Source organism: Aquimarina sp. AU58, assembly GCF_900312745.1.
Classification (GTDB): Bacteria; Bacteroidota; Bacteroidia; order Flavobacteriales; family Flavobacteriaceae; genus Aquimarina; species Aquimarina spinulae.
In genome coordinates, this window is the sequence record NZ_OMPD01000014.1 from 3,182,858 (window position 1) to 3,197,613 (window position 14,756).

A 14,756-nucleotide genomic window follows, 5' to 3' on the forward strand; every position below is an offset into this window, starting at 1 on the left:
AGTTTCCTACAAAAAACAGGTATACAAATATCAAAACAACTTTAAAAATCTATTCTAAACACTTATTTTTTAATTCCTCTAGTGCGAAAAATGGATCTTCATTAAATTCTTTCCAATCCTTCTTTAACTGTTTATAAAGTTCGTCAATTTCGGTAAAATCAATTTTTAAATCACTTTCTGATTTTTTGAGCTCCAGGATATACTCCATAAGTTCATAGCAGAGCGTAAATTGACCGCAGGCGATTAGTGTATCCATTCTATTTTTGGCAATATCTTTCTTATCCCACCATAATGTTGTTGGTGTTTCGGATGCAGTTAACCCAACACTCATTAACAATTTGCTTGGCGCAGGTTTAATATCCTTATTATAATTCGGTTGAGCACCAGAATAAGGTGTCTTTTGACCATTTAGCTTATACACTGTAGTAGTTATGCGTTTGTTTTGAAGTGAATATTTAGAATAAAACAGATCATAATTAAGTCTGCGCATTTGCTTTAAGAAGACGTCATTGATCATTTTTACTGCAGATGTTAGTCGATTGGTAAGCATCTGTTGCACCAATCCAATATCTAGCTTTTTAAAACTCAGGATGTCATCTACAAGTGGTTCTGGTACATTTTTTTTAAAGAGTGAAGCCATCTTACCTTTAAAGAATTTCAGTACAACCGAGGCAAATCCACCCAATAGAGTTAGTGTTAAACCGATACCAATTAATATACTACCAATGATATAGATGGCAGGCGAGCCACAATCATCACAATGGTTGAAAATTTTCATCGAATTTATAACTACCATAATTACTCCTAATAAAAGAAGTATCCAATACAATGGTTTAATTCTGAAATATGCTAAGGCTTTTGCTACAAATTGTTTTAAAGAAACTCCTTTTTTCTCAAAACTATTATCCTGACGCCAGGGTACCATTTTAAAACTTCCAACATCATTTACGATGATAAGACTGAGTGCATTTTTCATTCTCTCATTAATTCGGATCATACTACCGATCCCTTGATTATCCGCAATACCACCATCCATGATTCCTACCCCATCAATAAATCTATCAAGGCTTTTCAATGCTTTATAATCTGTAGTATTATGATCTTTAAAATAATCATCTGGAAATTGTAACGGTTCAAACCCAAGAGGAAAACAGGAAGATGAAGCAATAATATCTCCCAATTGTACTTTAAATTTAAGCTTTTCTACAGATGTATTAGAAAGTGGGGAGCTTCCAAAAACTCCTGTATTTTGAAACCTATACGTAAGTCCAAACGAAAAATCTGTAGCATTATAACATACCTGTTTTAAATGTTTTGATGCTGGGTTCTCAAACATAGAAAAATCACCTTTAAAAACTTCCATTTCTGCATATGTCAATGCAAACGCATTAATCAGGGAACGAGTCTTGTATGTATTATTTTTCCATACGGTATCATCTTCCAGTTTCTTAATTGCTGTATCTAATAATTTATCATTTTTAGGTTCAAAGGTTTGGTAAAATGCTTTAAAAAAATCTGTAAAACTGTGTTTCGTATCCTGTGCAGATTTGGCATAAGCCACTGCCAAAAGTGTCCCGCCACTAACAGAACTTAGAGCTTCTACATATTCTAATAAAGGTTTTTCTTTAAATTTGACTTTATTTAAATACGAGAGTATTCCCAAAGAATAGAATGTTGCTCGATATCCACCACCACTAAAACACAAGCCTATATTTTGAAAAGGAATAAAGGTACTTTCGGGACTACTATTGTCTTCACTCATAATTCCAGAATTTTACAGTATAATTTTAATAAAAGATTACATTAATAAGAAATCTAAATCAACTATTTATAATCAATGTGGGGAATTAAAAAATGACGATTATGATGTTTAAACTTAAGATGAACTTTTATAGCTAACAATACGTAAAAATACCTGTTTTTAAGTCAACATGCTACAAGTAGCTTTTTTATTGAATACAATCCTGTATTGCTTCATCTAAGATCGCAATCCCTAAATCTATTTCTTCGATACTTATGGTTAATGGAGGAGCAATTCTAAAAACACTTCCGTAACCTTTCATTCGAACTATATTCATATTTAATCCCAGCTCCAGGCATCTACTGCATATTTTTTGACCCAGATCATCGTCTGGTATCTTTGTTTCCCGATCCTTTACAATTTCAACACCTAATAAAAGTCCGCTACCTCTTACATCCCCTATACATTCATATTTCTCATATAGTTGTAACAATTGCTGTTTTAAGTACTCCCCCTTTTCCAAAGCATTTTCGGCTAATTGTTGTTCATCAAGTATATCAAAAGCGGCTAAGCCAAAAGATGCACAAAATGGATCGGATACGTGAGAAGTCATATAAACGAACCCTCTTTTATGACATTCTTCCTCTATTTCTGCTGTGGTAACCATTGCTGCCAAAGGAAGCCCACCCCCTAGTGTTTTTGATAAGGTTAAGAAATCGGGAACAACATCATATTGTTCAAAAGCAAAAGTTGTCCCCAGACGTCCTAATGCCGTTTGAGCTTCATCAAATATTAGTAATAATCCGCGTTCATCACATAGTTCTTTTAACCTTTTAATATAATCGGGTTTTAATTCTATCATCCCTGCGGCACTCAATAAAGGTTCGGCTATTAATGCGGCATATTCACCAACAGATTGTTGATCCGCCATTTTCATACCTACCTCCAGGCAAGTATGATCACAACTCCCTTTACAATGTGCAATCGGGCAGCGATATTCATAAGGTGCCGGTATCATCAAACTACCCGACATCGCAGGTCCATATCCTTTTCTTGTTTTTGAATAGGTATACGATTGTGCTCCGGCCGTCATACCATGCCAGGACCCTGAAAATCCTATGATTTCAAAACCGCCAGTAACTAATTTTGCCATTCGTATTGCCACTTCATTCGACTCGGATCCTGTATTTAGAAATATACATTTGGATAGACTATCGGGGAGTTTGCTGGTTAGTTTTTTGGCAAGATCAATCACCGGAGGAGACAAAATAGAACTTAGTAAATGAATAGCTTTATCACCTGACTTTTCTAATATTTCAACAAACTTTGGATGATTATGTCCAAATACAGAACACATTTGACCAGAAGTAAAATCCAGAATCGCGTCTCCTTTTTTATTGTAGATATAGCTTCCAAAAGCTTTTTCGGCAATAAAAGGTGAAAACTCACCACAATACCGTATTAATGTTTCCTGGGCTTCTTCTACTTCTTTTGGGTTTAAATCTTGCATAACGTTTTACTTTTGATAGCAAGTTCGATCAATTTTAAACCCTAAAATTGTAAAATTCAATCATTTTTAACCAGGTCGGCATATTTTTTTGGGATCATCCCAACATTCATTTTAAAGTATTTATTAAAATGACTTTGATCAAAAAAGCCCGTATCATAAGCAATATCAGTAAAACTGTCCCTCGTCTTTATGTATTCTTTAGCTTTTTCTATTCGTAAATTTTGTAGATAACGAATAGGCGAAATCCCTATATTGGTTTTAAAAAGACGCTGAAAATGACTATCACTTAAACAGGTTAGATCCAATAATTCTTCTACCAATATGGTACGATTATAATTATGCTCAAAATGTACCAGTGCCTTTTTTAAAATAAGTTTTGACTTTGTTGAATTAGCGCTTGTACTAATCAAAAAATGTTTAAATACATCCGGGACTTTAGTTTCTTCATGATCCTTAGTATCAAAATTCTTCTTATTAGCAACCCTAATAGATTCGAACCAGGCATCAAAATGATGTTTATACGAATGGCAATTCTGTATTATAGTTAGACCTAATCGGTCACTGGAAATAGTATTGAAAGAGTATAATTTTGGAACCCGTATCACCTTATAATGAAAAAAATTCTCTACCAATGTCTGATGTGCCACATAGGGAGGGATCACGACCAAATCACCAGCTTTTAAGGTAAATATAGCATCTTTACAGATAAGATTTGAACTTCCATTTATGATATAAGAAAATGTATAGCGATCCGGATGCAAATGCATCGGAAAAAAATGTCTTTTATCATAACATATGGTCGCACATTCCATGATATAGGTAACTTATCATACGAAGGTAATTAAAAAAAACACATACCCTTTACATAAAATTAGTCATTATAACGACAATACCAGTGTTTCTTAAATTGAGTTTTTGGGTATCTCTATGTTAAAAATTGAAGAATCCTTAAGTATTGATAATGAATACTATGATCTTAAACATGTGCTATTTTTACCAATTTTAGGTAGAAAACCCGCTATAAATTGGGGGTTTTAACTCTTTTTAATTGATTGTAAATACTATAACTTTAGTAAAGCTAAATATGGACTAACGGTATTCTAAATCTGTTATTATGAATCCAGCTTCTATCGATGAAGTAATCGAAAAATTAGAATCTATTCTACAGTGGTCAAAAGAACACTCTAGTCGAGTGGGCTATTTCGCTAGTTTATATTTGCGAGTAACCCAAACCATTAAAAGCAAATTAGGTACCGGGTATTTTGATGATGATAAACGACTTGAAGAGTTAGATATTCATTTTGCAGCACGCTATTTTAAAGTAGTTGAACAATTTCAAAACAATGATCCTGCCATGCCCAAAGCATGGGCAGTTGCTTTTAATGCAATATCTGATCATGAACTCATTATTGTTCAACACTTATTATTAGGCATGAATCCGCATATCAATATCGATTTGGGAGCTGCTGCTGCAGAAATTGCTCCTGGAGCAGCTATTCATGATTTGCACGATGATTTTCAAAAGGTAAATACTATTCTTGCTTCTATTATACCAACCGTTCTGAAGGAGTTAAGTGAACTTTCCCCATTATTATACTTATTAGAGGATATTGCAAAAAAAGAAGAAGAGGCGATTATTAATTTTAGTATGAAAATCGCACGAGATTTTGCCTGGAAACTCGCTACCGAACTAGCGCCTCTTACCATACAAGATCAACAAGTCGTTATTGAACAAAAAAATGTAGATATAGCCAAGGTAGGTGAAAAAATTATTGACCCTGGTTTTTTGGCATCCTCTGTTTTGAAGGTTATTAATTCTGTAGAAGTAAAAGATGTCGATCAGAGTATTGATACCCTAAATGCTGGAAACGAATTACTCGAATTAATAGAACAAGAACAAGGTATCATACTAAGTCCAGAAGCACTTAAGAATGCTCCTAACCAGATATATTACTTTCGAATAGCAAAAGGAGAATGGACTGGTAATTTTAATTTTAAAATAAAAAGTTGGTCCAAAATGCTAAGAGCTTCGATTAGTATTAAAAATAAGATATTGCTTACTATGATGGGGTTATTTCAGAAAATAGTTGGAGATGCGGCTATCAAATCAATTATTACTCCTTTACCAAATGAAGGAAAAGCAGGTGTTGCCAAAAATGATTTCCGAATTCATAAAGGTTGGTTTACCCTTTTTATTTCTAAAGAAGATTACCTTTTATCTCCTAATGGCAAAGGAGTAATTGTAGATGCCCATGTTCGTTTTGGACCTTTTTCTTTTTTGTTTAGAGAACATGATGTGTATCCTGCTGTGATTTATGCTAATGGGCTCAAAGCATTGTATCATATTGATTTGTTAGGCACCCAATTTGTTGGTGATTATACTGTTCGATCAGATCAAAAGCAAGTACATTCGGTTTTAGAGAATGATTGGGCAAAAGCAGTAGAAATCTTGAATAAGCAATGATAGTTTATATTATTACATAGTAACAATAGTATACATAATAAAAAAAACCCATCAATAATGATGGGCTTTCATTAAACTTGAAAGTATATGTATTAGATAACTTTTACGTTTACCGCGTTTAATCCTTTGTTACCTTCTTGTAGATCAAATTCAACTGCGTCGCCTTCACGAATTTCGTCTACTAATCCAGAAATGTGTACAAAATGATCTTTGTTAGCACCTTCTTCAGTGATAAATCCAAAACCTTTAGCGTCATTGAAGAATTTTACTGTTCCTTTATTCATTGTAATGTAATTAAATTTATTATATAATTTGTTTTGCAAAGATGGTGTCAATTATTTGATAAATAACAAATTAATTCATTAATTTTCAATTATATATCAAATTGACAGTAAAACCCTACTAAACAGAAACTGTCATTATCAAAACACAAAAGTCATTTAATAGAGTTCCATATATCTAAATATATTTTCCAGTTAGCTCCTACTTTTTTCCAGACGATTACATATTTACCTTTCCAGGTAATTTCTTCTCCGTCAGCTTTTTTTGTAGTGCCTTGATAGGTACCATAATCATATGCTTCATTACCGATGATTTTAATTTCGATAGGATCTATTTTATGATTAATGATTTTTATACCTTCCGGAAGTCTCCAATACCCCAATATATCTTCGGTTCCTTCAAGAATTTTTAAATTATTAGGGAATATTTTGGCATCTTCAGTATATGACTCACCAATCATTTTATAGTTTGAAGTATTTACGTATTTAGAAAAGTTTTTGCCATTTTCTAGTATTTGGTTGATCTCCGCTTTTTCTCCGATATAGTTTTGTCCAATTGCCTGGCTGCCAATTAACATGAGAAATAAGATTGATAAAAATGATTTCATTTTTTAGTTCTTTTGCTTTCTATAGAATATTTTACTCACTACTTTCCATTCTCCATCTACTTTTAATAAATTCATATAATCAATAAATGCAAAGGTTTCATATTCAATTTCAAGTTTTGCCTGGGCTGCATTTCCTGTGATATCTATAGATGTAATCTTTGTTTTTCGGTTTTGTTTTGGTCCGGGTTTCATTACTTTTTTAAAGAATTCTAAAGCATTAACCTCTTTGTACCCGTCTTTTGAAATAAATTTCATCGTAGCATTGGTATGAAATGCTTTTTTTAAGGTTTCAAAATCATTGTTTGTACCACCATCCAGGTAATACGTAACGGTCTTTTCTACAAGTGTTTTATCAGATTCCTGAGCAAAAGTTAATGAAGAAGTACTAATGCATACGAGTAGGATATAAAGTATTGTTCTCATCTGTTTATTTATTTTAAGTTATTTATGATTTGTTTTCTGAAGCATTCCTACAACTTGTTTTGCTACCGATACAGATGCTGTTGGGTCTTGTCCGGTAATTAATCTGCCATCAACTATATAATGATTATCCCACCCCTTTTTAGAATAGATGAAATTTCCACCATTTTTAGTAATAGCCTCTTCAATAGAAAAGGGAAAAGTTTTATAATACGCTTTGTTTTTATTTTCAAAAGCATCGGCAAAACCATTTACCTTTTTTTCTTCATACAGATATTTTCCATTTGTAAGCTTTAAATTTACGATTCCTGCGGTTCCGTGACAAATGGCTGATACAATTCCTGTATTCTCATAAATTTTCCTTGAAATACCCTGTATAGCTTTATTCTCAGGAACTCCAAACATAGCAGCCCCACCACCACTATAATAGACTGCTTTATAGTTTTTTGCATCAATAGCTTCTGGTGAGTACGTATTTTTAAATAAATTCATAAAATCTTTGTCGTCTAAATATTTTTTTTGAATAGGATCTGAAGTATTTATATACCCTATCGGAATTTCGCCACCTTCTGGGCTTACAAAATCAACCTGATAACCCGATTTTATAAATACATCATAGGCCAAAACGATTTCTGCAAAATGATTTGCAGTTTTCAGATCTGTATTACCGTAGGTGCGTTGATTAGAGGTAACAAACAAAATCTTATCTTTTGAAGAAGCCGAACACCCCAAAAAAAGAAAAATCATCAAAAATGGTATTATACAATTTCTCATACTGAATTAATTTTCAGCAAATTTGAAAAATCATTACCTGTATAGGTTTATATATTATAAATCAGAAGTACTGATTTATAAATTAGAACTATGCTACTTCTTTTTTATAGGCCGCAGGAGTTTTACCCACTATCTTTTTAAAGGTAGTGTAAAATGTTGATTTCGAATTAAACCCACATTCATAACCAACAGCTTCTGTAGTGTAATTGTCTTCATTAATCAAAAGTTGTTTAGCTTCTTGGATTCGATATTCATTAATAAATAAAGGGAAGCTTTTGCCTAGATTGTCATTTAGAAATTGAGATAAATAGTGTGGTAAAACATGTAGTTGTTTAGAAACATCTGCAAGTTTTAAATCTGGATTTTTAAATAGCTCCTTTTCTTTAATCATCCTATCTAATTTGATTTGAAACTCACTTGCTTCATCAAGATCAATCTTTTTATCAGCATATTTAATCGTTTCTTCAAAAAACAAAGACGTTTTATTTCTTTTCAATACCCAAAATAAAATGAAAAGGAAAAATACAAACGAAAACGAAAGTGCACCTACAATGTACGATGTATAAGATCCGATATTATAACCCATCCAGATAATAGATACTCCGCCAAATACACTTAACACCCAAATTTCTATTTGTTTGATTTTATGTTCTTTGGAAAACAATGTATTAAAAACCGATTTTAATTGAATCGCTGTAAATACGATATACAAAAGCCATTGTAAATAAATGATTTTGACAAAGAATCCAGCCCATAATCTTTTATGTTCCCAATATGGATATATAATGCTTAATACAATGACCAATCCCAGAGCAGGAATAATATGTAATAGCCACCGACCATTACGTTCATGCTCAACTATCAGACTTTTGGCATATAGGTACAAAAAAGGACCTATTAGAACACAAGCCGAAAGCCCTATTTGAATAAATACTTCTGATAATTCTGGATTAAAATAAAAGAAAACAGATTTTAGTATTCGTACACTTAATACAAATAAAAGTGCCGATAGGAAATAATTAGACAGTCCTCTCTTTTTAGAAAAGAAAGCAAAATAAAAACTTAATAAAAAACCATTTAACGCTCCTAGTGCACTAAAGAGAAATAATAATTGACGCTCTAAATCCATGAAAATATAAAAAGTAAATATATAGCAAATATTTAAAAATGGTTTATAATTTTCATTTCCATTCCAGAGACATTACCTGAGTCTTACTATTCTTTGATAACCCCAGGAATTACATATTCAACATGAATTCGATGTAAGGATTTAGTTTAAAAAAGCCATCAAAAGGCATTGACTTGAAAATTTACGTCAGTCAGAGTAATTTTCGGTAGAAAATTGTATCGAAGACAAGTAAATTTTCTTACGTCGAACTCACATTATTTACTTTACTATTTTATCTGGCTTATACTGTAGTTGATTAAACTACACCAACTCACGTCTTAATTCATTTAAGGAGATGTTGCTATTAATCAACCTGGTGATTACTTCTTCACGAAATTCATCCAGATCATCATAATCATAATATTTGGCCCACTTGTAGGTTTCGAGAAGGTTTTTGATTTGCTTGATAAGCTTTCGGGTTGCATCTGCAGAACGTAACACGGCAACCTGATCATAATCAGGATTATCCTTATGCATATAGCTTACCTTTTTGGTTTCAAAATCAACCGAAATGTAGTATGCATCTACATCGGGATCCAGGTTTTCTCTAAAATCCACCCAATCTGCATATCCTAATCGTAAGTCGTCAATTTCTGGAGGGAAATCAGATACTAATCTCCATTGGCACTTTGCAGCTCTACCCCAATGGTTAGACATTCTATATACTCCATGTTTTGTATAATAATAAGTACTCCCCGACTCACTTCTGTAATTTGGTTTTCTTCTTGTGATTTCGCGTAGCGAAGCTCCTCTGAATACACAATACGTTTTATTAAAGAAGTTATAACGCGTGTATACCTTAACGTGTTCTTTTTCCTGATGTTCCAAATGCATGTTTTTTTCCCGGTGGCAAAGAAATCACATTTTTTGCAGAAAGTAAAAACAAGTTTTTAACATCTTTTCACTAAGCCATTTTTTTGCTCTTATACCCCCATGTATTTGGGAAGAACATTGTAAAAAAAGCGTCAATTCGAGTATTTTGTCGTAATAAAATGAAGACAAAATGTACTACGGCAAGCTCAGCAGAACTATCGAGAATAGCTTTTTAAATCAATAGTCCTTGTTATCCTAAGTGTGTCAAGATATCATAATCATATAGTAAAAAAGGGGGATTCAACCTGTCTATAGTAGGCATTACACTCTTTTATGAGTACTGTTTGTATGCTAACTTTGATCGATGAGTTTAGATCTTTAAAATGATAAAGTGAACATAATAGTCAATTGGCTTTTGATAAGCTTATCAAACGAGAAGTAAAGAGAAGTCCTGTTGCAGGGACTCATATTTTTGAATTAGCTTGATTCTAAAAAAGCATCTTGTTACAGAACAAGATGCTTTTTTACTGGCATGTACCTTATTACCCCAAGATATAACTACTTTGCATTTTCATAAAATGTCAAGGCTCCAGAAGGGCATTTTCCGATCTGGTCTTTTAATGCTTCAGAAGTAGCCATCTCTGGTCGGATCCATGGTTTTTCCTTAGGTTGGTACACCTTTGGTAAGGTCTTTACACAAACACCTGCATGGGTACATTTTCCAGGTTTCCAAACTACTGTAATCTCTCCGTTGGTGTATTCTTTTCTAATCTCGTTTGCCATGATATAATGATTTAAAGTGTGGATTATACTACTATTTAAAGATATAGCTTCCTTTTAAATACAATATAAAACCGAATGGTTTTCTCAGTAAATCCGAATCATATTCGATAATTAATCAATATACACTATTTTATTAGGCTCTTTCAGGCTTCGTTTCTTAGACCGGTTATAGATTCATGATGTAACGTTTTTAGACAATACTCCTCTAATAGGTAATAGTTTTTAGATATATTTAGAAATGAAAAAGGAATTCTTTACTGCTGCTAAGGTATATGTAAGTACCTGGATGTTGATTGTATTATTATTCCTTTCACTATCATTACGAGCAGATATTAGTTTTAAAAAATCGGTTCAAACCATAATAGAACTGCTTCCGAATACTACATTTTTAATTGGTGTTCATATTACATTTCTCATTTTTTATGTATTGTTCCTACTCATTCGATATTTCATAAGAATTTATCGTCGTAAAGGTTTTATTATTATGGGGAAACAAGCGATATTTAGGGTAGTTATTCCTTTTTTTATCCTCTTTGGCGTCTACAAAGCTATTGTACATGCTAATAGTACAGAAGAGTTTTCCTATCAATGGGATTATTCTATTGAAAATACTAATGATACGACAAATGATCTTTATAAAACCGATGGGAAACATCGCGGAATGAGTGTATTTGGTTGGGGTTCTCATAACAAAAAGTCTATTGCTACACTGGTAAAAAACAATATAGAGTGGGTAGCTGTTATTCCTTTTTTATATCAGAAAGATCAACATACCATACAAATGAATACTCCAAAAGCTATTGGGCAATGGTCTAGCAGAGATTCTGTTTTTATCAACAGTATTGCACAACTGCAAGCAAAGGGAGTTTATGTACACCTAAAACCACATTTATGGATGGGCGAGGGCTGGCGCTCTGATATTTCGTTACCATCTGCCACCGACTGGGATACCTGGTTTGACTCTTATCGTAGTAATATGATCCATTATGCACACATGGCTCAAAAAACAGGGGTTAAACTATTCTGCGTAGGGACCGAGTTACGATCATCAGTACAACATCAGCCAGATCGATGGAAAGCCCTGGTACAGGAAATCAAGACTATATATCATGGCAAGCTTACGTATGCCGCCAATTGGGACGGAGAATTTAAACATGTCGATTTCTGGAAAGAATTAGATTATATTGGTATACAGGCTTATTTTCCACTCACTAAGAAGTCTAATCCCGATCTGGTTACTCTTAAAAAGGGCTGGAATACACATATCACGACCTTAGAAACCTTATCTCAAGCCCACCAAAAACCAATTCTATTTACAGAAGTAGGCTATAAAAGTGAAGCTTCTGCTGCAATACAACCCTGGGAGTGGCAATCTCTCTTTGGTATCCTATATCAGAAAAAATCTGATCGTACCCAACAGCTTGCATACCAAGCTTTATTTGAATCATTATGGGATAAAGAATGGTTTTCGGGTATGTATATCTGGCAATGGGACACCAGAACTTCTATCGATAGTGCACCTACAAGCCTGGATTTTTCACCACGCTACAAACCAGCACAAAATACTATTGCACAATGGTATGCCTGCCAATAAATAGATCTAAAAAAGCTATTCTCGATACAGTTTTTTTCCATTTTATTCTTAAAAACCACTCGAATTGACGCTTTTTATAACATTTAAGTTTAGGTCGAACTCAGGTTAAAAGATCAATTTATTTGGTTACCACTTGATGTGTATCACATTTTCTAAGCATATGTAACTCTTCGGTACCAACTACAATATTATTAGCTATAAAAGTGTTGGCATTATCCAGCTTTACGATAGTGTAGGTTTGTTGTGCCGTATCAATTTCTTTGATATTTACAATTTTCACCGCACCAGAAATGGTGCGTATTATACTCCCTTTTTGAAGTTGTTTAACATCATCAAACCGATATGCCATCTGTGTTTTCTCGGGAGAATAAGACAACCAATCTCCAGAAGAAGATAAAAGTGGATGATCGCGGGTACAGGTAATCGTCGAACCATCAGATAACCAAAGAGTAATCAAAGTATCATGCATCGGACTTGCCAGTTCTTGAATGGTCGCAGCAATATAGCTATCTCTAGCTTGATGATAAGAAAGCACTTGCTCTCCCGGCAGTATCTCTTCTATTGGTTTTTGAGTATGATCTGCCATAGTGATCAAAGTCCCTTTGGCAAAACAGTGTACGTCGATCCCATCAAAATAAATTTCAGAAAGTACCGTATCCTCATATTTATCTCCCGGATATACCTCCATAATCTCGAATTTCATGGTCCAGGGTGGTAAACTTTTTGAAGTAATATAATCTATGCTTTTATCTAATTTACCTATCGGAGCTACTTTAAAATGTTGTGCAGCCCGCTGATCAGTAAGATTTAGAATGGCATAGGGTCGGTCTTTAATATACACTTTAAGTTTTTTCACGCGACTATTATTTCGCCAGGCAGTTTCACTTTTCACATGTCCATTTACAACGATAATTTCTGTTATACGCGGCCTTCCCTGGTAAAAACTATATTCGAGATACTCTCCTACTCCATATCCCGGCACTCCTTCTGCCCATACGTTTTTATAGTTAAGATCCATTGCATTTTCTGCGCGATAATTTATATTACCCTGATCCGCCAAATGTGATGATGCCGTTTCTTTAAACGACCCACCACCACAATACCAACTACACCCCTGGCCTTCAATATCCCAATAATTAGTCATTGTTTCATCAACCATCTTATCTAATTCTGCTTTCTCTTCCTGGGTGAGGTCTTCTTTTTTTAGTCCTTTTGACATGCGTTCCCAAATGGCTTCACAAGCTTTTCTGTTTCTGTTAAATTCCTTTTCATCTGTAGTATTCAAGTCCAGTACTTCGATACGTGTTGGCGTGAGCACCTTTATTTCCTGGGCATCAGAAAAAAAAGTGATGAGTAGTATGATACAGGTAAGTGTGTTTTTCATAACATGTATGGTATATCATTGGTATGCATTACAAATATATCACTTATTACATCCACTACCTCCCCTGTTTACCGTGATAAAATAAAGGTAACAACCACATCTCTGGGTTCGGTTTCCTTCGAGGGCAAGTTCTTTCGGTTTGGCTCAGGAAATACATAGCTGAAATCCTTTTACCATAAAAAATGTTATCAACATCCTTTCTAAACCTAATAAAGATGTATGTTACATACCTCTTGTTGAATCAACGCTTCCATGTAAACACAACAACCTATAGTAGTGTTGAGAAACCAATAATTTCCACACTACCAAAAAGTGAAAATTATTATTTATTTACGGTTTATACTTCGATTTTATGTTTGTGTAAACAATTAAAAAGCAATAACTAACTCAGCTGTTTTTTAAATAGTTTTGGATCATCATTAACCAAATTCTTAAAATCTTACACAATGAAAAAATCCATTTTAAAATTAGGCCTGTTTGCTTTTATCTCCGTTACTTTTATAGCATGTCAAAACGATGGTCTTGATGCTCCCGAAGCACAAGAGGTACAAAATGCAACTGTTCAAGATGCTTCAAAACAGTTTGTAAGCGAAAAAGATGTATCAAACAATCCTACGATGCCACAATTAGTAGAAAAACTGATACATCAAAACAATCAGGCAACTGCCAAAAGGTTTGGATGTACATTAGATAGTGATATCGGATGCGGTAGTGATGCCGTGGCAGAGATCGAAGAATATGTAAATCTTTCTAACTGTATTTCTTTTAGCAAAGGAACATTGATCATCCCTATTCAATCCAGACAGTTTACCTATAACTATTCATATTATATCGATGGAGACGGAGATATAAACATGGATCAGTATCAATATCAATTCGACTCTCATGTGGCAGATATCGCACAGCGAATAGCTCCTAATAAAATAGCACTGGTAAGTGCTAATGCATCTAATGGTTGCGGAAGAGGTTGGAAAGTAGCTAATATCACGTATACTGTTATTCTTGGTAACTAAGATTCATCTTGATCTTGCTATAAAACAACACATGACAAGCCCTATATATCTGTTTGATGTATAGGGTTCTTTTATTTTATAGAGGTATGTTTTATGCTCACCCTTCGACACTTCGACAGGCCTGTCCTGAGTTTACCAAAGGGCTCAGTGTGACAGCTCACCCTTCGACTACGCTCAGAGTTCGGGATTCGTTGTTGTATTGG

General features: G+C 33.8%; 14 protein-coding genes. 3 read left to right on the forward strand and 11 right to left on the reverse strand.

Features of this window, described 5'->3' with window-relative positions; genetic code table 11:
• Positions 1 to 49: 49 nt before the first annotated feature.
• The 3 genes from DK441_RS25130 to DK441_RS25140 all read right to left on the reverse strand — a co-directional run bounded on the left by DK441_RS25130 (position 50) and on the right by DK441_RS25140 (position 4,063).
• On the reverse strand, positions 50 to 1,762 hold the full coding sequence (locus DK441_RS25130) for a patatin-like phospholipase family protein (protein WP_109853298.1): 1,713 nt from the start codon (positions 1,760 to 1,762) through the stop codon (positions 50 to 52).
• 187 nt (positions 1,763 to 1,949) lie between these two features.
• Positions 1,950 to 3,251 (reverse strand): aspartate aminotransferase family protein, encoded by a 1,302-nt coding sequence (locus tag DK441_RS25135; protein WP_109853299.1) that lies wholly within the window; start codon positions 3,249 to 3,251, stop codon positions 1,950 to 1,952.
• Between the two features lie 56 nt (positions 3,252 to 3,307).
• A complete protein-coding gene (locus DK441_RS25140) occupies positions 3,308 to 4,063 on the reverse strand; it encodes an AraC family transcriptional regulator (protein WP_109853300.1) in 756 nt (251 codons plus the stop codon).
• A gap of 302 nt (positions 4,064 to 4,365) precedes the next feature.
• Between DK441_RS25140 and DK441_RS25145 the strand changes: the two genes are divergently transcribed.
• Positions 4,366 to 5,715, forward strand: a complete 1,350-nt coding sequence (locus DK441_RS25145) for a DUF5995 family protein (protein ID WP_109853301.1) — start codon at positions 4,366 to 4,368, stop codon at positions 5,713 to 5,715.
• Between the two features lie 92 nt (positions 5,716 to 5,807).
• Here the strand turns inward: DK441_RS25145 and DK441_RS25150 are convergent, their stop codons facing one another.
• From DK441_RS25150 to DK441_RS25180, 7 genes are all read right to left on the reverse strand, one after another.
• A complete protein-coding gene (locus tag DK441_RS25150; RefSeq protein WP_074406110.1) occupies positions 5,808 to 5,999 on the reverse strand; it encodes a cold-shock protein in 192 nt (63 codons plus the stop codon).
• 152 nt (positions 6,000 to 6,151) lie between these two features.
• Entirely contained in the window at positions 6,152 to 6,604 is a 453-nt protein-coding gene (locus tag DK441_RS25155; RefSeq protein ID WP_109853302.1) for a DUF4440 domain-containing protein, read from the reverse strand.
• Between the two features lie 3 nt (positions 6,605 to 6,607).
• Entirely contained in the window at positions 6,608 to 7,027 is a 420-nt protein-coding gene (locus tag DK441_RS25160; protein ID WP_109853303.1) for a nuclear transport factor 2 family protein, read from the reverse strand.
• A gap of 18 nt (positions 7,028 to 7,045) precedes the next feature.
• The gene (locus DK441_RS25165; RefSeq protein WP_109853304.1) at positions 7,046 to 7,798 is read right to left on the reverse strand and encodes a type 1 glutamine amidotransferase domain-containing protein; all 753 of its coding nucleotides are present in this window, start codon (positions 7,796 to 7,798) and stop codon (positions 7,046 to 7,048) included.
• Between the two features lie 88 nt (positions 7,799 to 7,886).
• The gene (locus DK441_RS25170; RefSeq protein WP_109853305.1) at positions 7,887 to 8,927 is read right to left on the reverse strand and encodes an AraC family transcriptional regulator; all 1,041 of its coding nucleotides are present in this window, start codon (positions 8,925 to 8,927) and stop codon (positions 7,887 to 7,889) included.
• A gap of 300 nt (positions 8,928 to 9,227) precedes the next feature.
• The gene (locus tag DK441_RS25175; RefSeq protein ID WP_074406105.1) at positions 9,228 to 9,800 is read right to left on the reverse strand and encodes a hypothetical protein; all 573 of its coding nucleotides are present in this window, start codon (positions 9,798 to 9,800) and stop codon (positions 9,228 to 9,230) included.
• 537 nt (positions 9,801 to 10,337) lie between these two features.
• Entirely contained in the window at positions 10,338 to 10,562 is a 225-nt protein-coding gene (locus tag DK441_RS25180) for a (4Fe-4S)-binding protein (RefSeq protein WP_109853306.1), read from the reverse strand.
• A 238-nt stretch (positions 10,563 to 10,800) separates the two neighbouring features.
• On the opposite strand from DK441_RS25180, the gene DK441_RS25185 reads away from it, so the two are divergent.
• Positions 10,801 to 12,156: a hypothetical protein gene (locus DK441_RS25185; protein WP_109853307.1), complete on the forward strand. Its 1,356-nt coding sequence runs from the start codon at positions 10,801 to 10,803 to the stop codon at positions 12,154 to 12,156.
• Positions 12,157 to 12,274: 118 nt separating this feature from the next.
• Here DK441_RS25185 and DK441_RS25190 read toward each other — a convergent pair whose 3' ends face one another.
• Positions 12,275 to 13,540 carry a hypothetical protein gene (locus DK441_RS25190; RefSeq protein ID WP_109853308.1) on the reverse strand — a complete coding sequence of 422 codons (1,266 nt, stop codon included), beginning with the start codon at positions 13,538 to 13,540 and terminating at the stop codon, positions 12,275 to 12,277.
• A gap of 446 nt (positions 13,541 to 13,986) precedes the next feature.
• On the opposite strand from DK441_RS25190, the gene DK441_RS25195 reads away from it, so the two are divergent.
• Entirely contained in the window at positions 13,987 to 14,553 is a 567-nt protein-coding gene (locus tag DK441_RS25195) for a hypothetical protein (RefSeq protein ID WP_109853309.1), read from the forward strand.
• Positions 14,554 to 14,756 lie beyond the last annotated feature (203 nt).

Excerpts from the sequence above, each read along its gene's own strand:
- DK441_RS25150 (WP_074406110.1), bottom strand. The coding sequence starts at position 5,999 with ATGAATAAAGGAACAGTAAAATTCTTCAATGACGCTAAAGGTTTTGGA.
- DK441_RS25175 (WP_074406105.1), bottom strand. The coding sequence starts at position 9,800 with ATGCATTTGGAACATCAGGAAAAAGAACACGTTAAGGTATACACGCGT.
- DK441_RS25155 (WP_109853302.1), bottom strand. The coding sequence starts at position 6,604 with ATGAAATCATTTTTATCAATCTTATTTCTCATGTTAATTGGCAGCCAG.
- DK441_RS25135 (WP_109853299.1), bottom strand. The coding sequence starts at position 3,251 with ATGCAAGATTTAAACCCAAAAGAAGTAGAAGAAGCCCAGGAAACATTA.
- DK441_RS25170 (WP_109853305.1), bottom strand. The coding sequence starts at position 8,927 with ATGGATTTAGAGCGTCAATTATTATTTCTCTTTAGTGCACTAGGAGCG.
- DK441_RS25180 (WP_109853306.1), bottom strand. The coding sequence starts at position 10,562 with ATGGCAAACGAGATTAGAAAAGAATACACCAACGGAGAGATTACAGTA.
- DK441_RS25190 (WP_109853308.1), bottom strand. The coding sequence starts at position 13,540 with ATGAAAAACACACTTACCTGTATCATACTACTCATCACTTTTTTTTCT.
- DK441_RS25145 (WP_109853301.1), top strand. The coding sequence starts at position 4,366 with ATGAATCCAGCTTCTATCGATGAAGTAATCGAAAAATTAGAATCTATT.
- DK441_RS25160 (WP_109853303.1), bottom strand. The coding sequence starts at position 7,027 with ATGAGAACAATACTTTATATCCTACTCGTATGCATTAGTACTTCTTCA.
- DK441_RS25130 (WP_109853298.1), bottom strand. The coding sequence starts at position 1,762 with ATGAGTGAAGACAATAGTAGTCCCGAAAGTACCTTTATTCCTTTTCAA.
- DK441_RS25140 (WP_109853300.1), bottom strand. The coding sequence starts at position 4,063 with ATGGAATGTGCGACCATATGTTATGATAAAAGACATTTTTTTCCGATG.
- DK441_RS25195 (WP_109853309.1), top strand. The coding sequence starts at position 13,987 with ATGAAAAAATCCATTTTAAAATTAGGCCTGTTTGCTTTTATCTCCGTT.
- DK441_RS25185 (WP_109853307.1), top strand. The coding sequence starts at position 10,801 with ATGAAAAAGGAATTCTTTACTGCTGCTAAGGTATATGTAAGTACCTGG.
- DK441_RS25165 (WP_109853304.1), bottom strand. The coding sequence starts at position 7,798 with ATGAGAAATTGTATAATACCATTTTTGATGATTTTTCTTTTTTTGGGG.